Source organism: Leclercia sp. TB492, assembly GCF_049974505.2.
In the GTDB taxonomy this organism is placed as follows: Bacteria; Pseudomonadota; Gammaproteobacteria; order Enterobacterales; family Enterobacteriaceae; genus Enterobacter; species Enterobacter adecarboxylatus_C.
This window is the reverse complement of record NZ_CM127572.1, coordinates 236,792-261,760: the sequence shown is the minus strand read 5'-3', so window position 1 is coordinate 261,760 and position 24,969 is coordinate 236,792. Positions and strand designations below refer to the sequence as shown.

General features: G+C 57.5%; 23 protein-coding genes. 6 read left to right on the top strand and 17 right to left on the bottom strand.

All coding sequences use genetic code 11. From position 1 onward, the window contains the following. Positions 1-58: 58 nt before the first annotated feature. From aphA to dnaB, 4 genes are all read right to left on the bottom strand, one after another. Entirely contained in the window at positions 59-772 is a 714-nt protein-coding gene (aphA, locus tag ACP4QI_RS01210) for an acid phosphatase AphA (RefSeq protein ID WP_285110965.1), read from the bottom strand. Positions 773-966: 194 nt separating this feature from the next. Beyond that, the gene (gene tyrB, locus ACP4QI_RS01205) at positions 967-2,160 is read right to left on the bottom strand and encodes an aromatic amino acid transaminase (RefSeq protein WP_156262691.1); all 1,194 of its coding nucleotides are present in this window, start codon (positions 2,158-2,160) and stop codon (positions 967-969) included. 145 nt (positions 2,161-2,305) lie between these two features. Further along, entirely contained in the window at positions 2,306-3,385 is a 1,080-nt protein-coding gene (alr, locus tag ACP4QI_RS01200) for an alanine racemase (protein ID WP_285127629.1), read from the bottom strand. 31 nt (positions 3,386-3,416) lie between these two features. Beyond that, complete coding sequence (gene dnaB, locus ACP4QI_RS01195; protein WP_032615986.1) at positions 3,417-4,829, bottom strand: replicative DNA helicase; 1,413 nt, start codon at positions 4,827-4,829, stop codon at positions 3,417-3,419. 71 nt (positions 4,830-4,900) lie between these two features. Here dnaB and ACP4QI_RS01190 point away from each other — a divergent pair, with 71 nt between their 5' ends. Continuing rightward, positions 4,901-5,884, top strand: coding sequence for a quinone oxidoreductase (locus tag ACP4QI_RS01190; protein ID WP_142487851.1), 984 nt, complete (start codon positions 4,901-4,903; stop codon positions 5,882-5,884). 183 nt (positions 5,885-6,067) lie between these two features. On the opposite strand, the gene pspG is transcribed toward ACP4QI_RS01190, so the two are convergent. The 4 genes from pspG to ACP4QI_RS01170 all read right to left on the bottom strand — a co-directional run bounded on the left by pspG (position 6,068) and on the right by ACP4QI_RS01170 (position 9,491). Beyond that, the gene (gene pspG, locus ACP4QI_RS01185; RefSeq protein ID WP_426495401.1) at positions 6,068-6,310 is read right to left on the bottom strand and encodes an envelope stress response protein PspG; all 243 of its coding nucleotides are present in this window, start codon (positions 6,308-6,310) and stop codon (positions 6,068-6,070) included. 142 nt (positions 6,311-6,452) lie between these two features. After that, on the bottom strand, positions 6,453-7,448 hold the full coding sequence (dusA, locus tag ACP4QI_RS01180) for a tRNA dihydrouridine(20/20a) synthase DusA (RefSeq protein ID WP_142487849.1): 996 nt from the start codon (positions 7,446-7,448) through the stop codon (positions 6,453-6,455). Between the two features lie 80 nt (positions 7,449-7,528). Next, positions 7,529-8,839, bottom strand: coding sequence for a conjugal transfer protein TraF (locus ACP4QI_RS01175; RefSeq protein WP_426495400.1), 1,311 nt, complete (start codon positions 8,837-8,839; stop codon positions 7,529-7,531). Positions 8,840-9,002: 163 nt separating this feature from the next. Further along, positions 9,003-9,491: a cupin domain-containing protein gene (locus ACP4QI_RS01170; RefSeq protein WP_156262688.1), complete on the bottom strand. Its 489-nt coding sequence runs from the start codon at positions 9,489-9,491 to the stop codon at positions 9,003-9,005. Positions 9,492-9,603: 112 nt separating this feature from the next. Here ACP4QI_RS01170 and zur point away from each other — a divergent pair, with 112 nt between their 5' ends. Next, positions 9,604-10,119 carry a zinc uptake transcriptional repressor Zur gene (gene zur / locus ACP4QI_RS01165; RefSeq protein WP_032615974.1) on the top strand — a complete coding sequence of 172 codons (516 nt, stop codon included), beginning with the start codon at positions 9,604-9,606 and terminating at the stop codon, positions 10,117-10,119. A gap of 69 nt (positions 10,120-10,188) precedes the next feature. On the opposite strand, the gene ACP4QI_RS01160 is transcribed toward zur, so the two are convergent. The 4 genes from ACP4QI_RS01160 to ACP4QI_RS01145 form a co-directional block, all read right to left on the bottom strand. After that, positions 10,189-10,398, bottom strand: coding sequence for a CsbD family protein (locus ACP4QI_RS01160; RefSeq protein WP_032615972.1), 210 nt, complete (start codon positions 10,396-10,398; stop codon positions 10,189-10,191). A 141-nt stretch (positions 10,399-10,539) separates the two neighbouring features. Further along, entirely contained in the window at positions 10,540-11,859 is a 1,320-nt protein-coding gene (gene dinF, locus ACP4QI_RS01155; RefSeq protein WP_426495399.1) for an MATE family efflux transporter DinF, read from the bottom strand. 63 nt (positions 11,860-11,922) lie between these two features. Next, positions 11,923-12,531, bottom strand: a complete 609-nt coding sequence (lexA, locus tag ACP4QI_RS01150) for a transcriptional repressor LexA (RefSeq protein ID WP_032615967.1) — start codon at positions 12,529-12,531, stop codon at positions 11,923-11,925. Positions 12,532-12,640: 109 nt separating this feature from the next. After that, entirely contained in the window at positions 12,641-13,009 is a 369-nt protein-coding gene (locus tag ACP4QI_RS01145) for a diacylglycerol kinase (protein WP_142487845.1), read from the bottom strand. 155 nt (positions 13,010-13,164) lie between these two features. Here ACP4QI_RS01145 and plsB point away from each other — a divergent pair, with 155 nt between their 5' ends. Next, on the top strand, positions 13,165-15,585 hold the full coding sequence (gene plsB / locus ACP4QI_RS01140) for a glycerol-3-phosphate 1-O-acyltransferase PlsB (RefSeq protein ID WP_285110961.1): 2,421 nt from the start codon (positions 13,165-13,167) through the stop codon (positions 15,583-15,585). A gap of 88 nt (positions 15,586-15,673) precedes the next feature. Here the strand turns inward: plsB and ubiA are convergent, their stop codons facing one another. The 5 genes from ubiA to malK all read right to left on the bottom strand — a co-directional run bounded on the left by ubiA (position 15,674) and on the right by malK (position 20,805). Further along, positions 15,674-16,543: a 4-hydroxybenzoate octaprenyltransferase gene (gene ubiA / locus ACP4QI_RS01135; RefSeq protein ID WP_231313295.1), complete on the bottom strand. Its 870-nt coding sequence runs from the start codon at positions 16,541-16,543 to the stop codon at positions 15,674-15,676. Between the two features lie 12 nt (positions 16,544-16,555). Beyond that, entirely contained in the window at positions 16,556-17,053 is a 498-nt protein-coding gene (gene ubiC, locus ACP4QI_RS01130) for a chorismate lyase (protein ID WP_142487842.1), read from the bottom strand. Between the two features lie 181 nt (positions 17,054-17,234). Continuing rightward, complete coding sequence (gene malM / locus ACP4QI_RS01125; RefSeq protein WP_142487841.1) at positions 17,235-18,197, bottom strand: maltose operon protein MalM; 963 nt, start codon at positions 18,195-18,197, stop codon at positions 17,235-17,237. Positions 18,198-18,310: 113 nt separating this feature from the next. Beyond that, positions 18,311-19,624, bottom strand: a complete 1,314-nt coding sequence (locus tag ACP4QI_RS01120) for a maltoporin (RefSeq protein ID WP_142490044.1) — start codon at positions 19,622-19,624, stop codon at positions 18,311-18,313. A 71-nt stretch (positions 19,625-19,695) separates the two neighbouring features. Beyond that, the gene (gene malK, locus ACP4QI_RS01115) at positions 19,696-20,805 is read right to left on the bottom strand and encodes a maltose/maltodextrin ABC transporter ATP-binding protein MalK (RefSeq protein WP_156262685.1); all 1,110 of its coding nucleotides are present in this window, start codon (positions 20,803-20,805) and stop codon (positions 19,696-19,698) included. Positions 20,806-21,174: 369 nt separating this feature from the next. On the opposite strand from malK, the gene malE reads away from it, so the two are divergent. From malE to malG, 3 genes are all read left to right on the top strand, one after another. Further along, positions 21,175-22,365: a maltose/maltodextrin ABC transporter substrate-binding protein MalE gene (gene malE / locus ACP4QI_RS01110; RefSeq protein ID WP_426495398.1), complete on the top strand. Its 1,191-nt coding sequence runs from the start codon at positions 21,175-21,177 to the stop codon at positions 22,363-22,365. A gap of 62 nt (positions 22,366-22,427) precedes the next feature. After that, positions 22,428-23,972, top strand: a complete 1,545-nt coding sequence (malF, locus tag ACP4QI_RS01105) for a maltose ABC transporter permease MalF (RefSeq protein WP_142487839.1) — start codon at positions 22,428-22,430, stop codon at positions 23,970-23,972. 14 nt (positions 23,973-23,986) lie between these two features. Next, positions 23,987-24,877 carry a maltose ABC transporter permease MalG gene (gene malG / locus ACP4QI_RS01100; protein WP_142487838.1) on the top strand — a complete coding sequence of 297 codons (891 nt, stop codon included), beginning with the start codon at positions 23,987-23,989 and terminating at the stop codon, positions 24,875-24,877. Positions 24,878-24,969: the final 92 nt, after the last annotated feature.

Sequence of the window (24,969 nt, the reverse complement as noted above, 5' to 3'; positions counted from 1 at the left end):
AAGGTAAAACCCGTAGCGGGAAAATGTGCTTAAAAAAGCGTCTTTTCTGCCCGAACACTCAGTATTCTGAATTGACGATCACCTCTTCGCCAAACGCTCCCGCCTGTGGGAGCGGTTTGTACGTCGAGTTGGAGGCGCGCAGCACCCGGATGCCTCTGGCACCCGCCTCGCGAGCCGCGGTGATGTCGCTGTCCGCATCGCCGTAGTAAATCTTGATCTGCTTCTGCTCCATCCACTGGGCTTTGTTGTTTCTGCCAGATTTCTCACCGGCAAAAATGACCGGATTCATGGCCGCGGCGGGGATCAGGAAAGCGTCCTGCAACGTTTTGGTGACGGTTTCGGTTTTAGTGGGATGACGCCCGGTAATAAACCAGATCCTGTCGCCACGCTTGACGTGCATGGCAATCAGCGCGCGGGCCACCTCTTTCGGAATGCTGAACTCGTCCCAGCCGTTGTTCATCTGCTGCCAGAAGGCCGGGTTTTTCAGGTAGTCATCACTGTCCGGTGACCAGGTTTTTTTACCCCGCCAGAAGCCCGGGCTGGAGAACAGTACGGTGTCATCAATATCAAATCCCACCGACATGGGCGGACGCCCCATCAGGCTGTTTTCAATCTGGGCAACAGACACCCAGTGGATCGGTGCCTGCTCGGCCAGTCTGGCGGTGGTGGTGCCGGTGTATAACGGTGGAGGTGATGAGGGGCGCGCCACCACCGGGTGGCTGAGCGAGAGCAATAAGCAGACGGCGCTGAGCGCCAGTGTGATTTTGCGCATGTTTTCCCCTGAATATTCAAACCGTTATTTTTTATTTTGAGCGGATGGTCAATAACCACCTCGAAAATAACCGTAGCCGGAGGGGAATGAAAGGGAATTCTTTATATAAACCATAATAAAAAGATGGGTATCACAAAGCGGGGTTTACCTATTCCGGCCCCCTTCGCCAACGGAAGGAGGCCGTGAGTAAGTGCTTACATTACAGCGGCAAAAGCCTGCGCCACGCGCTGAACGTTGCTGCTGTTCAGACCCGCCACGCACATGCGTCCGCTGGCAATCAGGTAGACGCCAAACTCATCACGCAGGCGATCCACCTGCTGCGCGCTGAAGCCGGTGTAGCTGAACATGCCGCGCTGCTGTAGCAGGTAGTCGAAGTTGTGCCCCGGAACCGCCTCTTTCAGCACGTCGACCAGCGTCTGACGCATGGAAAGGATACGGGTACGCATCGCTTCCACTTCCGCCAGCCACTCGGCCTTGAGTTCATCATCGCCCAGCACGGTCGCCACCACCTGCGCGCCAAAGTTTGGCGGGCTGGAGTAGATGCGACGCACGGTGGCTTTCAGCTGGCCGAGCACGCGTCCGGCAGCGTCCTGATCCTCGCAGACTACCGACAGGCCGCCGACACGCTCGCCATACAGCGAGAAGATTTTGGAGAAGGAGTTGCTGACCAGTGCCGGCAGGCCTGCGCTGGCGATGGCGCGAATGGCATAGGCGTCCTCTTCCATCCCGGCACCAAAGCCCTGATAGGCAATGTCGAGGAACGGGATCAGGTTGCGGGCCTTCAGCACTTCAATGACCGCATCCCACTGATCGTTGGTCAGATCGGCACCGGTCGGGTTATGGCAGCACGGGTGCAGCAGCACAATGCTGCGTTCCGGCAGGGTGCTCAGTTTTTCCAGCAACGCGCCAACGCGCACGCCGTTGCTCTGATCGTCAAACCACGGGTAGGTATTCACCGTAAAGCCTGCGCCTTCAAAGATGGCGACGTGGTTTTCCCAGGTCGGGTCGCTCACCCAGACCCCGGACTCCGGGAAATACTTGTGCAGGAAGTCGGCCCCGACTTTCAGCGCGCCTGAGCCGCCCAGGGTCTGGATAGTGGCAACACGCTTTTCCACCAGCACCGGATGCTCTGCGCCAAACAGCAGAGGAGCAATGGTGTGACGATAGCTGTTCAGCCCTTCCATCGGCAGATAGAGCGACGCGCCGTGCGGCGTGGCATTAAGACGCGCTTCGGCTTTGGCCACCGCCTGCAGCTGCGGAATAATGCCTGCTTCGTTGTAGTACAGACCGATACTGAGGTTAACTTTATCGCCCCGGGGATCTTCTTTGAAACGCTCCATTAAGGAGAGGATGGGGTCGCCAGCATAGGCGTCGACTTTCTGGAACACGCGATGGTTCTCCGGATAATAATGAGGCAGGGAATTCAACAATAAACCGGAAGCAGCAGAAGATCGAGAGGATGTTAAGGAAGATGGGGTGTGGGCAACAGAACCTGCTTTACTCCCTCTCCCATCAGGAGAGGGAACATAGCTGTCAGTCGAGGTAGTGCATCGCCACCCGCGACGTCAGGCGTGTGATAAGTTCGTAAGCACTCACTTTTGTGATTTCCGCGATCCGCTCTACGGGTAAACCTTCGCCCCAAAGGGTCACCGGATCGCCCGCTTTCTCCTGCGCCTCGGGCCCGAGGTCCACGCAGATCATGTCCATCGCCACGCGTCCGACGATGGTCACTTCGCGGCCGTTCACCAGTACCGGCGTACCGGACGGCGCGGCGCGCGGGTAGCCGTCGCCGTAGCCCATCGCCACCACGCCCAGACGGGTATCGCGCTCGCTGACCCAGGTGCCGCCATAGCCCACCGGCTCCCCGGCTTTATGCTCGCGCACCGCAATCAGGCTGGAGGTGAGCGACATCACCGGCTGAAAACCAAAGTCTGGCCCCCAGGGTTTGCCCTCCAGCGGCGAGACGCCGTAGAGGATAATGCCCGGACGCGCCCAGTCGAAATGGGACTGCGGCCACAGCAGAATGCCGCCTGAGGCCGCAATCGAGCGCATCCCCGGCTTGCCTTCGCAGAAGGTGTTAAAGATATCGAGCTGCTGCTCGGTCGCACCGCATTCGGGCTCGTCGGCCCGGGCGAAATGGCTGACGATATTGACCGGCAGGTGAACGTTCTGGCACTGGCTTAAGCGCTGATAAAAGGCCTCTGCCTGCTCCGGGCGAACGCCCAGACGGTGCATGCCGGTGTCGAGCTTCATCCAGACGGTGACAGGCTCGCTGAGTACCGCGTTCTCCAGCGCCTCGAGCTGCTCCAGGTTGTGCACCGCGGTATGCAGCCGTTTTGCGGCGATGGTCGGCAGGTCGGTGGCGTTAAAGAAGCCCTCGAGCAGTAGGATCGGCTGGGCGATCCCCCCTTCGCGCAGGCGCAGGGCTTCTTCGAGACGGGCGACGCCAAAGGCGTCGGCATCGGGGAGCGTTCGCGCGGTCTCGATCAGACCGTGTCCGTAAGCGTTCGCTTTCACGACTGCAACCAGTTTGCTGGCGGGCGCCAGTTCACGCAGGCGTTGCAGGTTGTGTCGCAGAGCGCGGCGGTTAATGACTACAGTTGCCGCTTGCATTGCAATTCCTTGTTAAAAGAATGTCGGAGAGTTATTCATCGTCGTATTGCGGTCCCGCATAATTATCAAAGCGCGACCACTGGCCGTTAAAGGTCAGCCGCACCGTACCGATCGGGCCGTTACGCTGCTTACCGATAATAATTTCGGCGATCCCTTTCAGGTCGCTGTTCTCGTGATAAACCTCATCACGGTAAATGAACATGATCAGGTCGGCATCCTGCTCGATGGAGCCGGATTCACGCAGGTCGGAGTTGACCGGGCGCTTGTCGGCGCGCTGTTCCAGGGAGCGGTTAAGCTGCGACAGCGCCACTACCGGTACCTGTAGCTCTTTCGCCAGCGCTTTCAGCGAGCGGGAGATTTCGGCAATTTCCAGGGTACGGTTGTCCGAGAGCGACGGAACGCGCATCAGCTGGAGGTAGTCAATCATGATCAGGCCGATGCCGCCATGCTCGCGGGCGATACGGCGCGCGCGGGAGCGCACTTCCGTCGGCGTCAGGCCGGAGGAGTCATCGATATAGATGTTTCGTTTTTCCAGCAGGATGCCCATGGTGCCGGAGATCCGCGCCCAGTCCTCGTCGTCGAGCTGGCCGGTACGAATGCGGGTCTGGTCCACGCGCGACAGCGAGGCCAGAGAACGCATCATGATCTGCTCGGAGGGCATCTCCAGACTGAAGATTAAAACCGGTTTATCCTGCAACATCGCCGCATTTTCGACGAGGTTCATTGCAAAGGTGGTTTTACCCATCGACGGACGCGCGGCGACGATAATCAGATCCGACGGCTGGAGCCCGGCGGTCTTTTTGTTCAGATCGTCATAGCCGGTATTGACCCCGGTGACCCCGTCGTGTGGCTGCTGGAACAGCTGCTCAATACGCGAGACGGTGGCATCCAGCACCTCGGCGATGTTTTTCGGCCCTTCGTCTTTATTGGCGCGGCTTTCAGCGATTTTGAAGACCCGCGACTCGGCCAGATCGAGTAGCTCGTCGCTGTTACGCCCCTGGGGGTCGAAACCGGCTTCGGCGATCTCGTTGGCGACCGAGATCATGTCGCGCACTACCGCACGTTCACGCACGATATCGGCATAAGCGCTGATGTTCGCCGCACTTGGCGTGTTTTTCGATAACTCGGCCAGATAGGCGAAGCCACCCACCGACTCCAGCTGCCCCTGACGCTCCAGCGATTCCGCGAGCGTGATCAGGTCGATGGGGCTACCGGATTCCTGCAGACGCGCCATCTCGGTAAAGATATGGCGGTGCGGGCGGGTATAGAAATCGTCGGTGACGACGCGCTCGGCAACGTCGTCCCAGCGCTCGTTATCCAGCATTAAACCGCCCAACACCGACTGTTCCGCTTCAATCGAGTGCGGCGGGACCTTTAACCCGGCTAACTGCGGATCGCGCTCGCGGGGCTCAGTCTGTTTGTTGAAGGGTTTGTTTCCTGCCATAGTGAATGGAGTTACCGAGATAGAGAGTGGGTCGAAAGATTACCATATTTTCTAAGTCTAATGGAGGGAGCATGGCAACGCGTATTGAATTTCATAAGCACGGCGGCCCGGACGTTCTCAGGGCGGTAGAGTTTACCCCCACCGCGCCTGGCGATAACGAAGTCCAGGTGGAAAACAAAGCCATTGGCATTAACTATATCGATACCTATATCCGCGGCGGCCTCTATCCGCCCCCGGCCCTGCCAAGCGGGCTGGGCACCGAGGCGGCCGGAGTGGTAGTCAAAGTGGGCAGCGCCGTGAAGCATATAAAGGAGGGCGACCGCGTGGTGTATGCGCAATCCGCCCTCGGCGCCTACAGCTCGGTCCACAACGTCCCGGCGGATAAAGCCGCCATTCTGCCGGATGCCATCTCCTTTGAGCAGGCCGCCGCCTCCTTCCTGAAAGGGCTGACGGTCTTTTATCTGTTACGCAAAACCTATGAGATCAAACCTGACGAACAGTTTCTGTTCCACGCAGCCGCAGGCGGCGTCGGGCTGATTGCCTGCCAGTGGGCAAAAGCGCTGGGGGCCAAGCTGATCGGCACCGTCGGCAATGCGCAAAAGGCGCAGCGCGCGCTGCAGGCCGGCGCCTGGCAGGTGATCAACTATCGCGAAGAGAGCATCGTCGAGCGGGTGAAAGAGATCACCGGCGGTAAAAAGGTGCGCGTGGTCTATGACTCGGTGGGCAAAGATACCTGGGAAGCCTCGCTGGACTGTCTGCAACGCCGCGGCCTGATGGTCAGCTTCGGCAACGCCTCCGGCCCGGTGACCGGCGTCAATCTGGGTATTCTTAACCAGAAAGGTTCGCTGTTCGCCACCCGCCCTTCGCTACAGGGCTACATCACGAATCGTGACGAACTGGTTGAGGCCAGTAACGAGCTGTTCTCGTTGATTGCCAGCGGCGTGATTAAGGTGGATGTGGCGGAGGCGCAGAAGTATCCGCTGAGTGACGCGCAACGTGCGCATGAAGTGCTTGAGAGTCGGGCGACACAGGGGTCAAGTTTACTGATCCCCTAAAAAGAAATTGGGCTTCCCGTAGGAAGCCCTTTTCTTTTCTTTTTTTAGTTCGGCTGTATGTAGGGTACAGCGCGATGAATTCTTTAACGGCGGCAATAGTGACAGATTCGATAACTAAATCCTATTCTGTTCTAAGCAATGCTGCCGTAAAAGTTGCAAGGATGTGACGAACCACTCAATACCTTAGTAACGAAAGCGGTTATTGCGCTGATAGCGTGGGATTTTTGGCGATTTAATCGCCCGTATCGCCCACACCACCGCCACGGCCAGCAGCAACCACGGCAGCAGTTTCAGCATCAGGGCAAACAGTCCGCCGATAAACATCACCACGGTAGCGACCACCAGTGCGGCAACAATACCCAGCAGTGAGACGCCGGTGACCAACAGAATGACAAAAAATCCAATCACAAAAAGTAGTTCCAGCATGGCTCTCTCCCGAATGCATCACAACGATACGCTGCTATCACCATTACAAGATCCGTGCCAAATATTAACCCATTGATATAAAAAGAAAACGCCCGGCAATGCTGCGCCGGGCGTGGTGAATTTGACGAACTTTTAGTGAAAATTATCGCTTGTCTGCCACCAGACGCAGCGCCTGCTCCAGCACCTCGATATCGGCGCCCGCCTTATGGGCGTTTTCACTCAGGTAGCGGCGCCACTGGCGCGCGCCCGGGATCCCCTGGAACAGACCCAGCATGTGGCGGGTCACATGGCCCAGATAAGTACCATTGCTCAACTCGCGCTCAATGTAGGGGTACATCGCCCGCACCACCGCCACCGGATCGCGATCGGCGGCATCCATACCAAAGATTTCGCGGTCCACCGCTGCCAGCACGCCCGGGTTCTGGTACGCCTCGCGCCCTACCATGACGCCGTCCATATGCTGTAAATGCGCTTTCGCCTCGTCAAGAGACTTGATGCCGCCGTTGATCGACATGGTCAGCTGCGGGAAATCGCGCTTCAACTGATAAACGCGTGGGTAATCCAGCGGCGGGATCTCACGGTTCTCTTTCGGGCTCAGGCCAGAGAGCCAGGCTTTGCGGGCATGGATGATAAACATCTCGCACTCGCCCTTGCCGGCCACCGTGCCGATGAAGTCACAGAGAAATTCGTAACTGTCCTGCTCGTCGATGCCGATACGGGTTTTGACCGTCACCGGAATGGAGACCACATCGCGCATCGCTTTCACGCAGTCGGCCACCAGCTGCGCATTACCCATCAGACAGGCGCCAAACATGCCGTTCTGCACGCGATCGGACGGGCAGCCGACGTTGAGGTTAATCTCGTCGTAACCGCGTTCCTCTGCCAGCTTCGCACAGCGCGCCAGCGCGGCCGGATCGCTGCCGCCAAGCTGCAACGCCACCGGATGCTCCTCTTCGCTGAAGGCGAGATAGTCGCCCTTGCCATGAATAATCGCCCCGGTGGTCACCATCTCGGTATAGAGCAGGGTATGACGCGACAGCTGGCGCAGGAAGTAGCGGCAGTGTCTGTCTGTCCAGTCGAGCATCGGCGCGATGGAAAAACGGTGAGCAGGATAGAGGGACGAGTTTTCTGACGACATGGCGAAGTTTTAAGCATCTGCTGAAAATGGGGCGCTACTATAGCACATATTCGCCGGAGGCAGAGCGCCTCCGGATCCCGTCAGAAGGTGACGCTGAATTGCGCCCCGGCACCCCAGGTTTCATCCTCGCCGTAAATGCCGGTTAAATCGATATGCACGGTATTGAAGGGGGCAAAGCCAAAGCCGCCGGTGAAGACGTTACTGTCGTTGCCCTTCACGTCCCCGCGAAAGCCGCCGCGCACCGCCAGCCAGCCCAGCAGGGAAACTTCTGCCCCCACTCCGACATACTGCGAGTCTTCTTCACTCCTGAAGCCCCGGGTTTTGGTCAGATCGCCATCGGCGCTGAGGGTGAGCAGGCCGGTATGCCAGGCCACCCCTGCCGTGACCAGAGGGCGGATCTGGTACGTGTCCTGATAGCTCACCTCCTGCCCGGTACGCCCGTTGAGAATGCGAATATCGTTGGTATCAATATCCCGTGAGAACAGGTTCTGCCCGCTCAGGCCGACCGTCCAGTTTTCACCGAAGTCGACCGCGACGCCGACATCGACGTTAAAACTGGTATCGTCATTGCGGTTACGACTGCTGTTAAAATCGCTGCTGTCGTAGGTATAGATGGAGGTGGTGTAGTTGTAGAGCCAGGTTTGCTGCAGTTTTGGCGTCACGCCGACCGAGACCGGCAGGCCGTTGAAATCAAACTGGCGGGCAACCGCCACGCCGTAGTCGGAAACGATCGCCGCCCTGCCCATGGCGACGGAATTCAGGTTGCGGGTAATCACGTCGCTGCCGTTTCGCGCTGCCCCCAACGCCATCTGGTTTGTCATGCCTGCGTTGCCCTGCAATCTGCGCAGGAACGCAATGTCCTGCTGATCGATCTCCGAGCTGATGCGCGCGTGGGCATTGGCCTTAGCGACAAACGCCAGCGACAGCCCCGAACCCGGGATGCTGACGGCTATCCCTGCCCCCGCGTTGCCGTGGGCGGTTTTTCCTTCGAGGAACTCCAGCTGATCGGCCAGATTGCCCGCGGCCCCCTGAAGCTCACTGAGCGTTCCCTGCGGATCGGCCAGGATCCGCGCCACGGTCAGATCGTCGATCATATCCCGATCGGCCCTGATCTCATCGCTGATCTCATCGATCTTGTCCTGCAGATTGTCTTTATCGCTGATCTGCGCCCCCACCGAGGGGAATATAATGGCGACGTCGTCTTCTGCTTTGGATTTTGCCAGCAGGGCCGGGTTGATCAGCACCCCGCTGCTATAATGCGCCGACGCAACGCCCGTTCCACCCATTGCATCGCCGCGTGCTTCCGTCCAGGTATTTGCTGCTCCAGCCTGATTAGCCAAAAGAATACCGGTGGCAATTCCCGCCACAGAAAGTTTGAATTTTATTTTCACAGGACACCTGACTTATTTTGGGTGAATAAACCCCGGCGGCTAAATACCGCGCAGGGGCATACGTCCTTTGTGAAAAAAGTATGAGGAGCCAAATTTATCTAAACTTTAGTATTAGATTAAGTTATTGATTTTCTTATTTCTTTAATATGTATAGAACAAGAAATTACTTTTGCCCTGGTTTTCCGTCATGAGGACCAAAAAATTGCGGGGGATGATCGATCCAGCGATCTTCACGCGTGGCGGCATATACCGCATTCAGCGGATAATAAATTCGGTTATGTTTTTTATTCGCCTCTCCCACCACTAATAACCGCACTTCTTCACTGGTATTATTAATAAAGGTGTGGCAGACGCCCGTCCCGGCAGGAAAACCGACGCTGTCTCCTGGCTCCAGTTTCCATAAATAACCGTTTATCCAGGCTTCGGGATAACCCTCGAGCACAAAGATGAACTCCTCTTCATCGCTTTCGGCATGCGGGTACGAAGTACGGCGCCCTGGCGGGAGGCGCTCATGATGGATACCGAGGCGGCCCAGCCCCAGCGCACGGGCCAGCGGCGCGCCAATGGAGAAACGCTCTGTGCTGTCGGGATAGGTCGAGTTGTCGGCGCCTTCTACTTCGCGCCAGTGTCGAATGCAGTCCGGTCTTTTCATCTTTTCACCCCCAGTGGTTTTTCGTCAGGGTAGCACACCCGGTGGATCTCGGCGTTTAGGTCAGAATATGGTAAACTGGCGGTTTGTTATTCCACGTCATTCGAGGTGCAAAATGGAAACGACCACAATGCAGGCACTGTTAGCGCAAGCCGAAAAGCTGTGCGCGCAACGCAATGTGCGCCTGACTCCGCAGCGCCTTGAAGTGTTGCGTCTGCTGAGCCTGCAAAACGGGGCCATCAGCGCCTACGATCTGCTCGACCTGCTGCGCGAGAGCGAGCCTCAGGCCAAGCCGCCTACCGTCTACCGGGCGCTCGATTTTTTACTCGAGCAGGGCTTTGTGCATAAAGTGGAGTCAACCAACAGCTACGTGCTGTGCCATCTGTTCGATCAGCCGACCCACACCTCAGCGATGTTTATCTGCGACCGCTGTGGCAGCGTGAAGGAAGAAGGCGCTGAAGGGGTGGAAGATATCATGCACACTCTGGCCGCGAAGATGGGCTTTGCCCTGCGCCACAACGTGATTGAAGCACACGGCCTGTGCCGCAACTGCGTTGAAGTGGAAGCCTGTCGCCATCAGGAGGATTGTCAGCACGATCACTCCATCCAGCTGAAGAAAAAGCCGCGCTGAGGGCAAAAAAAGGGGCGACCTGAAAGGTCGCCCTGGGCGTACATCCGTGTACCTGCGGGTATAGGTTAATTACCAGCGATAGTTGTTACGGGTTTCCCAGTCACCAACCTCTTTCTCCGCCTGGTCTTTCTCATAACCATAGCGTTCCTGAATTTTACCCACCAGCTGGTCACGTTTACCTTCAATGACGGTCATATCGTCATCAGTCAGGTCGCCCCACTGTTCTTTCACTTTACCTTTAAATTGCTTCCAGTTACCGCCGACTTGGTCTTTATTCATCATCGATTCCTCTTCGTTCGGTCGTTAAGGTTAAGTTCGTCCTGAAATACGTTTCGTGCTGGACGTGATAATAATTATAGATAAGCCTGCGGCGTTGGGTTTGTTATTCGGAATCTTTTACCATTCAGTCGGGTGAAGCCGCTATGAAAACCAGCTGCCGTTGCGCCAGTGCCGGTGCCAGATCCAGGCCAGAGAGAGCCCCCGCAGGGCAAGAAACACGCACAGAGCCAGCCACAGGCCATGATTACCCAGCCACGGCAGGGTGAACAGCGTCAGGCCAAAACCGGCGGCTGCTACGGCCATGCTGTTGCGCATCTCTGCCCCGCGGGTTGCGCCGATAAACATCCCGTCCAGCAAATAGCACCAGACGCCCACCACCGGTAAAACCACCTGCCAGATAAGATAGTGGCTCGCCAGCGCGCGCAGTTCGGGCAGCGAAGTCAGCAGGGCAATGATCCGATCGCCTGCCAGGGCATAGACGAGCGCGAAGGCGAGCGCCACCAGGCCGGACTGACGGCAGGCCGCCCGCCACACTTCCCGCAGCTGGCCGCTTTCCCGTGCGCCATAGGCCTGCCCGGAGTGGGCCTCAACCGCGTAGGCGAAGCCATCCAGCGCGTAGGCGGTAAAGGTCAGCAGGGTCATCAGCACGGCGTTGACGGCGATAATCTCCGGCCCCAGCCGCGCGCCCATTACCGTCAGCGCCCCGAAACAGAGTTGCAGCAGCAGCGAGCGCAGCATGATGTCGCGATTGAGGGCCAGCAGTTTACGGATGTTGCCCCGCCAGCTCGCTTTCAGCAGCGCCAGCGAAATACCGCGCAGGGCCAGCACCCGCCAGACCATCCATAAGCCGATCAACAGAGTGGCGTACTCTGCGATAGCGGTCGCCAGCGCAGCCCCCTGCACGTTCATCTGCAGGCCCATCACCAGCCAAAGATCCAGCACGATGTTGAGCAGGTTCCCCACTACCAGCAGGATCACCGGCGCCCGGGCATACTGCACCCCCAGCAGCCAGCCGAGCAGCACCAGGTTAGCCAGCGATGCCGGGGCGCTGAGCCAGCGGATCTCCAGGAAGCGCCTCGCCTGATGAAGAACGGCCTCGCTGCCGCCAACGATATGCAGCGCCAGATCGATGAGCGGTGTGCGCAACAGCACAATCAGCAGACCGGCACCGAGGGCCAGGATCAGCGGCTGCACCAGCGCGCGGGCCAGACGCTGCGGATCCTTCGCGCCATAGGCCTGGGCAGTAAGCCCGGTGGTACTCATGCGCAAAAAGAGCAGCAGCATAAACAGGAAGCTGGTTGCCGTCGCGCCGATGGCGACACCGCCCAGATAGACGGGCGAATCGAGATGACCAATGACAGCCGTATCCACCAGCCCGAGCAGAGGGACGCTGATACTGGAGACGATCATAGGAAGTGCAAGACGCCACAACGCCTTGTCTGAAGCAGTCAGGAGAGACATGAAAATGTTCGCCGGAGGCAAGAAAAGCAGACTGCGACAGGGTCGCAGTCTGTCAGAAAGGCGTTATAACCACTCACCGTTGCGGATGACGCCAACCGCAAGACCTTCGATGGAGAAGTTATTTTCACGCAGGTCGACAACAATCGGGGAAAACTCGCTGTTTTCCGGCAGCAGCTGCACGGTGTTGCCCTGCTTTTTCAGACGCTTAACGGTGACTTCATCATCGATACGCGCCACAACCACCTGACCGTTACGCACGTCCTGCGTTTTGTGTACTGCCAGCAAATCGCCGTCCAGAATACCGATGTCTTTCATCGACATACCGCTTACGCGGAGCAGAAAGTCTGCGCTCGGTTTAAACATGCCCGGATCGACCTGATAGTGGCCTTCAATGTGCTGCTGCGCCAGCAGCGGTTCCCCGGCGGCAACGCGGCCGACGAGCGGAAGGCCCTCTTCGGCTTCAACCAGCAGGCGAATACCGCGAGACGCTCCGGAGACAATCTCAAGCACACCCTTACGCGCCAGTGCCTTAAGGTGCTCTTCGGCGGCATTTGGAGAACGGAAGCCCAGACGCTGCGCGATTTCTGCACGCGTCGGCGGCATACCCGTCTGGCCGATATGATCCCGAATGAGATCAAACACCTCTTGCTGCCTGGTCGTTAACGCTTTCATTCCGCCCCCTGGGTGTATATACAGTTATGCTGTGAGTATATACAGCTAAAGGTGATTTTGGAACCACAAACCGCATAAAAAACCAGAGACTTGTTCGGTTTCTGAAGGCTTATCGTAAATGTCCCCAAAGCAGCGTGACCCAGGTAAACAACGCAACGATAATCGCCATCAGCACCGCGGCAGAACCCATATCTTTTGCCCGGCCCGAGAGCTCGTGAAAGTCAGTGCCGATACGGTCGACCACCGCCTCGATCGCACTGTTCAAAATTTCGACTATCATCACCAACATCACCGAGCCAATCAGTAATACGCGAGTGATGGGATCAACATCCAGCCAGCAGGCAATAATAATCGCCGCGACGACAGCAACCCCCTCCTGGCGAAATGCGGCTTCATTGATCCAGGCAGCACGGATGCCTTTCCATGAATAGCCGGCAGCTTTAATGATTCGGGTTAACCCAGTGGTATTATTGGCCATTAAAAGAAACCTTTCTTCGAAAATAGCGTCAGAAACGGTGGTTTAAGCGCCTGGCGCAGCCACCGGAAGTATGACGGGTAACAACAGAAATTTTGCGCGCTTTCTGTTATCCTTGCGCCGCAATTGCATTTTTAACCAGAGGCTTTACATCGTTTATGTCTGGCTGGCCACGAATTTACTACAAATTACTTAATTTACCATTAAGCGTCCTGGTAAAAAGCAAGTCTATTCCGGCGGTTCCCACGCTGGAGTTGGGACTCGATACCTCGCGTCCTATTATGTACGTTTTGCCTTATAACTCGAAGGCCGACTTGCTGACGCTGCGCGCCCAATGCCTGGCGCACGATCTTCCCGATCCGCTGGAGCCGCTGGAGATCGACGGCACTCAGCTGCCGCGCTACATCTTTATCCACGGTGGCCCTCGCGTGTTCACCTGGTACACGCCGAAAGAAGAGTCGATCAAGCTGTTCCATGACTACCTCGACCTGCACCGCAGCAACCCGCTGCTGGACGTGCAGATGGTGCCCGTATCGGTCATGTTTGGCCGTCGTCCGGGGCGTGATAAAGGCGAAGAGAATCCGCCGTTGCGCATGCTTAACGGGGTGCAGAAATTTTTCGCCGTCAACTGGCTCGGCCGCGATAGCTTTGTCCGTTTCTCGCCGTCAGTCTCACTGCGCCGCATGGCCGATGAGCACGGTACGGATAAGACCATCGCCCAGAAGCTGGCCCGCGTGGCGCGCATGCACTTTGCCCGTCAGCGTCTGGCCGCGGTAGGCCCGCGCCTGCCCGCACGCCAGGATCTGTTTAACAAGCTGCTGGCCTCGAAAGCGATCGCCCGCGCTGTCGAAGACGAAGCGCGCAGCAAAAAAATCTCCCACGAGAAGGCACAGCAAAACGCCATCGCCCTGATGGAAGAGATTGCGGCCAACTTCTCCTACGAGATGATCCGCCTTAGCGACCGTATCCTGAGCTTTACCTGGAACCGTCTCTATCAGGGGATCAACGTGCACAACGCCGAGCGTGTGCGCCAGCTGGCCCACGACGGCCATGAGATTGTTTATGTGCCCTGCCACCGCAGCCACATGGACTACCTGCTGCTCTCGTATGTGCTCTATCACCAGGGGCTGGTGCCGCCGCACATCGCTGCGGGTATCAACCTCAACTTCTGGCCGGCTGGCCCGATCTTCCGCCGTCTGGGTGCGTTCTTCATTCGCCGTACCTTTAAGGGCAATAAGCTCTACTCTACCGTGTTCCGTGAGTATCTGGGCGAGCTGTTCAGCCGCGGCTACTCTGTGGAATATTTCGTGGAAGGCGGCCGTTCCCGTACCGGGCGTCTGCTCGATCCGAAGACCGGCACCCTGTCGATGACCATTCAGGCGATGCTGCGTGGCGGTACGCGTCCAATCACCCTGGTGCCGATTTACATCGGTTACGAGCACGTGATGGAAGTGGGTACTTACGCCAAAGAGCTGCGCGGCGCCACCAAAGAGAAAGAGAGCCTGCTGCAGATGCTGCGCGGCCTGAGCAAGCTGCGCAACCTTGGTCAGGGGTATGTTAACTTCGGCGAACCTATGCCGCTGATGACTTATCTCAATCACCGTGTGCCGGAGTGGCGCGAGTCCATCGATCCGATCGAAGCGGTGCGTCCGGCCTGGCTGACGCCAACGGTGAACGCCATAGCCGCCGATCTGATGGTACGTATTAACAACGCCGGGGCGGCCAACGCCATGAACCTGTGTTGTACCGCTCTGCTGGCCTCTCGCCAGCGCTCGCTCACCCGTGAACAGCTGACCGAGCAGCTCGACTGCTACCTGAACCTGATGCGCAACGTGCCGTACGCGGCAGATGCCACGGTGCCGACCGCCAGCGCCAGCGAGCTGATCGAGCACGCGCTGCAGATGAACAAGTTTGAGGTCGAGAAGGACACCATCGGCGATATCATCATTCTGCCGCGCGAGCAGGCGGTACTGATGACCTACTACCGCAACAACATTGCGCATATGCTGATGCTGCCGTCGCTGATGGCGGCCATCATCACCCAGCATCGCCAGATCACCCGTCAGGCGCTGCTGGAGCATGTCACCGCCCTCTACCCGATGCTGAAAGCCGAGCTGTTCCTGCGCTGGGACAACGACGAGCTGGCAGAGGTGCTGGATAAGCAGATTGAAGAGCTGACCCGCCAGGGACTGATTTCGCAGAAAGATGACCTTCTGCTGATCAATCCGTCCCGGGCACGCACGCTGCAGCTGCTGGCGGCGGGCGCACGCGAAACCGTGCAGCGCTATGCCATTACCTTCTGGCTGCTGAGCGCCAACCCGTCGATCAACCGCGGGACGCTGGAGAAAGAGAGCCGCACGCTGGCACAGCGTCTGTCGATGCTGCACGGCATCAACGCGCCGGAGTTCTTCGATAAAGCGGTCTTCAGTTCGCTGGTGTTGACGCTGCGTGACGAGGGCTACATCAGTGACAGTGGTGATGCCGAGCCGGAAGAGACGATGAAGGTGTACCAGATGCTGGCGGACCTGATTACCTCGGACGTGCGCTTAACGATTGAGAGCGCGACGCAGGGGGAATAAAAAACGCCCGGTGGCGCTAACGCTTACCGGGCCTACAGGGTTTGCCAGATCGTAAGCCGGGTAAGGCGAAGCCGCCACCCGGCTTTTTTTATGCCCAGTAACTCGCCGCCAGGCCTAAAAACAACACCAGCCCCACATAGTTATTATTCAGAAACGCTTTAAAACAGGCGTCGCGCTCGCGGTTGGCGATAAGCTTTTGCTGGTAGATAAACAGCACCCCTGCCGCCGCGACCGCCGCGTAAAAGACCCCGTTCAACTGGTTCAGATAACCAATCGCCACCATCAACCCCAGCACCGCGACCTGCAGAATCCCGATGATCAGCTTGTCCTGACGCCCAAACAGAATGGCGGTGGATTTGATGCCGATCTTCAGGTCATCGTCCCGGTCGACCATCGCGTACTGGGTATCGTAGGCCACCGCCCAGAGGATGTTGGCCAGGAACATCAGCCAGCAGCTCAGGGGCACGCTTTCGCTGACGGCGGCAAACGCCATCGGGATCGACCAGCCAAAGGCGGCACCCAGCACCACCTGCGGCAGATGGGTGTAGCGCTTCATAAACGGATAGACCCAGGCCAGGGCCAGCGCTGCTACGGAGAGCAGAATGGTCATGGTATTCAGGGTCAGCACCAGCAGGAACGAGAGCAGGACCAGCACTACAAACAGCGTGCGCGCCTCTTTCTCGGTGACATCGCCGCTCGGTAGCGGACGATTAGCGGTGCGTTTCACATGGCCGTCAAACTTACGGTCGGCATAGTCGTTGACGACACAGCCTGCCGCGCGCATTAACCAGACGCCCGCCACAAACACCGCCAGGATCCACAGCGGCGGCAGCCCTGGGGTCGCCACCCACAGCGCCCACAGGGTCGGCCACAGCAGCAGCAGCGCACCAATCGGCTTGTCGGTTCGCATCAGGCGGTGGTACGCCAGCAGCTTATTCTGCGTCAGACTCCACTCCATTTTCTCTTCCTCTTAGTACAACGGCGACGCCGGTAAAAACAGCTCGGTCAGCATCAGGGGTTTACCACTTAAGCGCAGGCGGGAACGGCGTCCCAACAGCCCGGCATCGCGACCAATCTCAATAAAATCTCGGGTAAGCTCGGAGGAGGTAAACAGATAGCGGCCCAGCGGGGTTTTGCCCATCTGCTGCAGCGCCAGCTCCGGTCCGGTGAGGGTGGATTCAGGCACCACGGTGCGTCCGGCCAGCCACGGCTCGCCGTCGGCACAGAGCAGGATCTCCCGCAGCCAGTAGCGTGCCTCTTTCGGCAGTAATGGCAGTTCGTCCGCTACCGCATCAGGCGTGACAAATCCCTCCTGAATGAGGGTGACGGTAACCTTTTTGCCCTGCTGCTCAAAACGTTTGGTCATGGAATCTTCCAGCAGCAGCCAGTCGAGCTGCTCCGGTTCCAGCGCAGGTATTTCGTCAAAATAACGCAGCGCGCGCAGGAGCAAAAGCGCGGGGTGTGACATGCCAGACTCTCCGATACATAACGTGAAGCTATTGTATCGCAGAAACGCGGAATGGGGGCGGGCAAACGTGAACTAGCGAACATTATCGCAACAGAGGTGCAACAGCGGCAGAGATCGCAAAAAAAGTGCGCCCGCAAGGGCGCACCAAACTACTGACAAAATCAGCACTGTGGGGAGACGGTCACCCCTTGCCTTTTACACTGCTGATAAAGGTGGAACGGGCAGTGGTCGAGCCTAAACGCTCGGCTTCATCAAGGAGTTTCAGCGCCTTGTCGACATCGCCTTTATCTACTGCCTGTTTAATGGCCTGATTGAAGTAGGTTTCGGTGTCGTTAAGCACCGGCTCGCTCTTCTTCGCGGCGACCGGGGCAGCGACAGGAGCAGCAGCGGTGGCAGGTGCTGCGGCTGGCGCGGCATAGACCGGGGCAGGTGCTGCGGTGTTACCCACGGTGACCGGGCCCGGGCCGGAGGAGCCAAACAGTGGGCCGACCAGCACGCTGGAGGCGCTGTTGGTGGAGACTTTCAGCTTCAGCTCACCATCAGTGACGTGACGGGCAAGCGGGTCCGGAATATCCGGTACGGCATTGCCGGTGCCTTTGGCATAGGCTTTTGCCGGGTTGATAAGCTTGGTGGTTTTTTGCAGATCGCTATCGGTGGTAAACACCAGCACATAGAGTTTTTGCTGGCCCAGCGCAGGCGTCAGGCGCATGACCCCTTCCAGGCGGTCGGCGCTCATGACGCCCGGCTCCTGATAGGTGAAGTATTCGCTTGGGAAGTAGGCCGATGGCGTCAGGTTCTGATCCAGTATCAGCACGTTCGGTGCGAATACGCTGGTTTGTTTGTTCACTTCACTGGTCAGCGTAAGCGTGATTTCACCAATATTAGCCGGCACGCTGTAGGCTGCCACCGGGCCGGTGATGCCCGCCACATTTAAGGACTGGCCGCCGGTTGAAAGCTGGGTGGTCTGGGCTTTGGACTGATCGACAGGTGTCCAGACTAACTGTTGCAACGCGGCAGCCGGGACAGCAGGCGCGGCGCTGGTGTTTTGCGGTACAAAATTAACGTTGGCGAGCGTGATGGCTGGAGCACCTGCCAACAACCCTGCGGAGAGGCACAGCGCGACGAGACTTTTCTTCATTTTCATTGTTTTTACCTCAGATAGCATAAGCACTGCGGTGGCCAGGCAATAGCGCGCAGAACTCTATGAAAAGAGGGGCTTGCGCCCCTCTTTCAGGTCAATACATCAGATACTACGTATTACCACCAGATTTCCATCTGGGCACCGAAGGTCCACTCATCGTTGTCGCCGCGGCTGAAGGTACGTGCAGAAGTGTCGTTATACGCTACGCCAGAGGTGTAGCCTGCATTCGTGTCGCCGTTGTTTGCGTAACCCCATTTCTCATCCCACTTGGCGTAGGTTGCGAAGACACGGATAGCCGGACGAGACCAGATGCTGTCGCCTGCCTGCCACTGTTGTGCCAGGGTGATTTTGTACTGGCTGTTGGTGTCGTCAGTTTTCTGAGACTTAACGTTGTCGTAGCCAACTTCCAGCAGGGTGGACATGATTGGCGTCCATTTGAACATCGGACGAACACCGACGGTCCACCACTCGGTACCGTTGTTGTTGTCCAGGTCGATGTTCTGGTACATACCGACGTACATCAGATCCCACTGGTCAGCCAGAGTGATTGCACCGTGGTCGATGACGCGAATCAGGGAGCCGTCGTTGTTCAGGCTTGCACCCTGCGGAATACCTTTACCGTTTGAGGTCATGGAATCCGTTGCGTACTGAACCACAAACTTGTTAAAGCCTTTCATCATGCTCTGGGTATGTTCAGCGGTGAACATCCAGCCATCTTTAGAGGCGCCAGGCTGCAGATAGTAGTCGTCAGGAATGTTGGTGTGACCGTAGTCAACGCCCAGCTCCAGGGTACCGCCTGGGTTGATTTCCATACCGGCTAAACGGATATCGAAGACGTCGTTTGGTACAACGTTGTCGTAAATACGGTCGCCGTTTGCATCGAAATCTGCGAACGCGGAAGAGCCGCCGGATTCAGATGAACGGGTCGCTGCCATAGACAGTTTACCGAAGCCCAGATCGATGTTTTCGATACCGGCACCAGGACCTGAAATATCCCAGTAGTAGAAGTCGATCATGTGAACGTCATGACGCTGATAGAAGCGCTTACCGGCCCAGATAGTGGAGCCTGGCAGCCATTCGATCAGGTTTTTACCCTGCACGTTTGCTTCACGGAATGCCGGATCGGTGGCTTCCCAGTCATTACGCTGAGAAACGGAATACGCTACGTTGGTGTCGAAGTAGAAGCTCTTGTCGCCCTCTTTCCACACTTCCTGGCCAAGTTTCAATTCAGCATAGGTTTCACATTCGTTACCAAGACGGTATTTACTTTGTGCACCTGTTGCCTGGAAACACTGCTGTTCGCCACCACTCCCGGTCCAGCCAATGCCAGAACGAGCATAACCTTTAAAGTCTACAGCGCCGGCCTGGGCAGACAGGATGCCTGCCGCAATGGCGACCGCCAGAGGGACTTTGCGCAGAGTAATCATTATTCTATCTCCTGAGATCATTGCTTTTCTTTGAACACTTCACCTGATGGTTTCGTGCTTATTATTGGGATTCCTTAAACGCCTGGCTCCTGGTGCAGCCGACGACATGCAGTGCCATCTTCCCGGAAGAGATGGCAGCGCTCTGGCGGCAAGCCGATAGCGAATGTGGCACCCTCTTTTACCAACACCACGTCATTCTGGCGGTACACCAGGTTCTGACGAATGGCGGGGATCTGGATATGAATCTGTGTTTCATGACCAAGTTGCTCAACCACCTGAACCTCGCCTTCCAGCGTCACATCAGCGATGTGGCTCGGCAGCAGATGCTCAGGGCGGATCCCGAGGGACATGTTCGCCCCCACGTTGACGTTTGCACTGTCTACCGGTAACCACACCTGCTGGCGGTTCGGCAGTTCAACCTGAACCTGTTCAATGGCGGTGGCGGTGACTTTGACCGGCAGGAAGTTCATCTTTGGCGAGCCAATAAAGCCCGCAACAAAGCGGTCTGCCGGGTAGTGATAGAGTTCCAGCGGTTTACCTACCTGCGCCACGCGACCGGCATCCAGCACCACAATCTTGTCGGCCAGAGTCATCGCTTCGACCTGATCGTGGGTGACGTAAATCATGGTGCGGCCCAGACGCTTGTGCAGGCGGGAGATCTCAATACGCATCTGCACGCGCAGCGCGGCGTCGAGGTTCGACAGCGGCTCATCGAGCAGGAACACGCGCGGTTCCGCCACCAGCGTACGGCCAATAGCCACACGCTGACGCTGACCACCGGAAAGTGCCTTCGGCTTACGCTCCAGCAGGTGCGCCAGCTGCAACACTTCGGCAACCTGGGTCACACGCTGGTTGATGATCTCTTTTTTGGCGCCGGCCAGCTTCAGGCCGAACGACATATTCTCGGCAACGGAGAGATGGGGATAGAGGGCATAAGACTGGAATACCATCCCGACGCCGCGTTCCGCTGGCGGGATATCGTTCATCCGGGTATCGCCAATCATCAGATCGCCGCTGGTGATCGTTTCCAGACCGGCAATCATGCGCAGCAGTGTGGATTTACCGCAGCCTGACGGGCCCACAAAAACCACGAATTCGCCTTCCTGGATATCGAGATTGATATCTTTCGACACCACCACGTCACCCCAGGCTTTCGTTACGTTACGCAGTTCTACGCTCGCCATGCCCTACTCCCTTCGTTACAACCTGTCATCGACAGAAACATTCAATATGGGCTGACTATGCGGTATCGCGCGGCACCGCGAATCCTCCACCCCCTGCCTTTTTTATGGGGGAGGAGGCGGGAGGATGAGAGAGAGGACTCAGCCAGCGCGACCCGGGGGCTGAGGCTAAATTCGTGATGTCACTGGCAAAATTCAGCGTACTTTTATGTGCGCTGGGACACATAACTCAATTTTATGCAACGCAGATCACATAAAACGGGGGTGGGGCGTAGGGGACGGGAGGATGGAAAGAGGATGTCAAATAAGGAGACTGAGCGACGTTGAACCACCTCATGTATCCACAGCACATCACCAAAAAGGATGGCAGATATGAATATCAAGACTGGCGCACGCGTTTTCGCATTGTCCGCCCTTGCAGCAATGATGATCTCCGCTCCGGCGCTCGCCAAAATTGAAGAAGGTAAGCTGGTAATCTGGATTAACGGCGACAAAGGCTACAACGGCCTGGCCGAAGTGGGTAAGAAATTCGAGAAAGACACCGGCATCAAAGTCACCGTTGAACACCCGGACAAACTGGAAGAGAAATTCCCGCAGGTTGCGGCGACCGGCGACGGCCCGGACATTATCTTCTGGGCGCATGACCGTTTCGGTGGCTACGCACAGTCTGGTCTGCTGGCGGAAGTCTCTCCGGATAAAGCCTTCCAGGACAAGCTGTTCCCGTTCACCTGGGATGCCGTGCGTTACAACGGCAAGCTGATTGCTTACCCGGTCGCGGTTGAATCGCTCTCCCTGATCTACAACAAAGACCTCGTACCGAACCCGCCGAAAACCTGGGAAGAGATCCCGGCTCTGGATAAAGAGCTGAAGGCGAAAGGTAAGAGCGCGCTGATGTTCAACCTGCAAGAACCGTACTTCACCTGGCCGCTGATTGCTGCCGATGGCGGCTACGCGTTCAAATTTGCTGACGGCAAATATGACGTGAAAGACGTCGGCGTGGACAACGCAGGCGCGAAAGCGGGTCTGACCTTCCTGGTTGACCTGATCAAGAACAAACAGATGAACGCGGACACCGATTACTCCATCGCCGAAGCCGCGTTCAACAAGGGCGAAACCGCGATGACCATCAACGGTCCGTGGGCGTGGTCCAACATCGACAAGAGCAAAATCAACTACGGCGTCGCGGTGCTGCCAACCTTCAATGACAAGCCGTCTAAACCGTTCGTTGGCGTGCTGAGCGCCGGTATCAACGCCGCCAGTCCGAACAAAGAGCTGGCGAAAGAGTTCCTGGAAAACTACCTCCTGACCGATCAGGGTCTGGAAGAAGTGAACAAGGATAAACCGCTGGGTGCCGTGGCGCTGAAATCCTTCCAGGAAACGCTGGCGAAAGATCCACGCATCGCCGCCACCATGAGTAACGCCGAGAAAGGCGAAATCATGCCGAACATCCCACAGATGGCTGCCTTCTGGTATGCCACCCGTACTGCGGTGATCAACGCCGCCAGCGGTCGTCAGACTGTGGATGCCGCGCTGAAAGATGCTCAGGGTCGTATCACGAAGTAATGTCGTAATCCCCTCTCCCACCGGGAGAGGGGAAGAAAAACACGCTGTAGAGGAAGATCCCCATGGATGTCGTTAAAAAGAAACACTGGTGGCAAAGCGACACGCTGAAATGGTCAGTGATTGGTCTGCTGGGCTTGCTGGTGGGTTACCTTATTGTTGTAATGTACGCCCAGGGGGAGTACCTGTTTGCCGCCATGACGCTGATCTTAAGCGCCGTCGGCCTCTATATTTTTGCGAATCGTAAAGCCTACGCCTGGCGTTATGTCTATCCGGGCGTGGCCGGGATGGGGCTGTTTGTCCTGTTCCCGCTGATCTGCACCATCGCCATTGCCTTCACCAACTACAGCAGCACCAACCAGCTCGCGCAAGAGCGCGCCCAGCAGGTGCTGATGGATCGTTCCTATCAGGCCGGTAAGACCTTCAACTTTGGCCTCTACCCGTCCGGTGACGAGTGGAAGCTGGCCCTGACCGACGATGCCGCGGGCAAATACTACGTTTCCGATGCCTTTAAATTTGGCGGCGAGCAAAAACTGGCCCTGAAAGAGGCAGACGCGCTGCCGGAAGGGGAACGCGCTAACCTGCGTGTTATCACCCAAAACCGCCAGGCGCTGACCCAGGTGACCGCCGAGCTGCCGGATGAAAGCAAAGTGATCATGAGCTCGCTGCGCCAGTTCTCCGGCACACGTCCGCTCTACACGCTGGGCGATAACAGCACGCTCACCAACAACCAGACCGGCGTGAAGTACCGCCCGAACAATGAGATTGGTTTCTACCAGTCCGTCAATGCCGACGGTAACTGGGGCGACGATAAGCTCAGCCCGGGCTACACCGTCACCATCGGCTGGGACAACTTTACCCGCGTCTTCACCGACGAAGGCATTCAGAAGCCGTTCTTCGCCATCTTCGTCTGGACCGTGGTCTTCTCGATACTGACCGTGATCCTGACCGTGGCTGTCGGCATGGTGCTGGCCTGCCTGGTCCAGTGGGAAGCACTGAAAGGGAAAGCGATTTACCGCGTCCTGCTGATCCTGCCCTATGCCGTGCCGTCGTTCATCTCGATTCTGATTTTCAAGGGTCTGTTCAACCAGAGCTTTGGTGAAATCAACATGATGCTGAGCGGGCTGTTTGGCATCAAGCCGGCCTGGTTCAGCGATCCGACCACCGCCCGCACCATGATCGTTATCGTCAACACCTGGCTTGGCTATCCGTACATGATGATCCTGTGCATGGGGCTGCTGAAGGCCATCCCGGATGACCTGTACGAAGCCTCGGCGATGGACGGTGCGACCCCGTTCCAGAACTTCTTTAAGATTACGCTCCCGCTGCTGATCAAGCCGCTGACGCCGCTGATGATCGCCAGCTTCGCCTTTAACTTTAACAACTTCGTGCTGATTCAGCTGTTGACCAACGGTGGCCCGGACCGTCTCGGCACCACCACGCCAGCCGGTTATACCGACCTGCTCGTAAGCTACACCTACCGTATCGCCTTCGAAGGCGGCGGCGGTCAGGACTTCGGTCTGGCGGCAGCGATTGCCACCCTGATCTTCCTGCTGGTAGGCGCGCTGGCGATTGTAAACCTGAAAGCTACCCGCATGAAATTTGACTAAGGAGGGCACTGATTATGTCTATGGTTCAACCCAAATCTCAGAAGTTGCGCCTCTTTGCGACCCACCTGGGCCTGCTGATTTTTATCGCGGCGATCATGTTCCCGCTGCTGATGGTTATCGCCATCTCCCTGCGTTCGGGTAACTTCGCGACAGGCAGCCTGATCCCGGATGAGATCTCCTGGGAGCACTGGAAGCTGGCGCTGGGCTTCAGCGTGGAGCACGCCGATGGCCGCGTGACGCCGCCGCCGTTTCCGGTCCTGCTGTGGCTGTGGAACTCGGTGAAAGTCGCCACCATTACCGCGATCGGTATCGTGACCCTCTCCACCACCTGCGCCTACGCCTTTGCCCGTATGCGCTTTAAAGGGAAAGCGACGCTGCTGAAAGGGATGCTGATTTTCCAGATGTTCCCGGCGGTACTGTCGCTGGTGGCCCTGTACGCCTTGTTTGACCGTCTCGGGCAGTACGTGCCGTTCATCGGCCTGAACACCCACGGCGGGGTGATCTTCGCCTACCTCGGCGGGATCGCGCTGCACGTCTGGACCATCAAGGGCTATTTCGAAACCATCGACAACTCGCTGGAAGAAGCAGCCTCGCTGGATGGCGCCACCCCATGGCAGGCGTTCCGTCTGGTGCTGCTGCCGCTCTCTGTGCCGATTCTGGCGGTGGTCTTTATTCTGTCGTTTATCGCCGCCATCACCGAAGTGCCGGTCGCATCACTGCTGCTGCGTGATGTGAACAGCTACACCCTGGCGGTAGGGATGCAGCAATACCTCAACCCACAAAACTACCTGTGGGGCGACTTTGCCGCAGCCGCCGTACTCTCCGCTATTCCGATCACCGTCGTGTTCCTGCTGGCTCAGCGCTGGCTGGTGAACGGCCTGACCGCGGGGGGTGTGAAAGGTTAAGTTTCATTGTTATGCCACTGCAACCCTCAACTTTGCCTTGATGTCTTGATCCAAACTTGTGACTGTATTCGGCGGCCCTCGGGCCGCCCTTT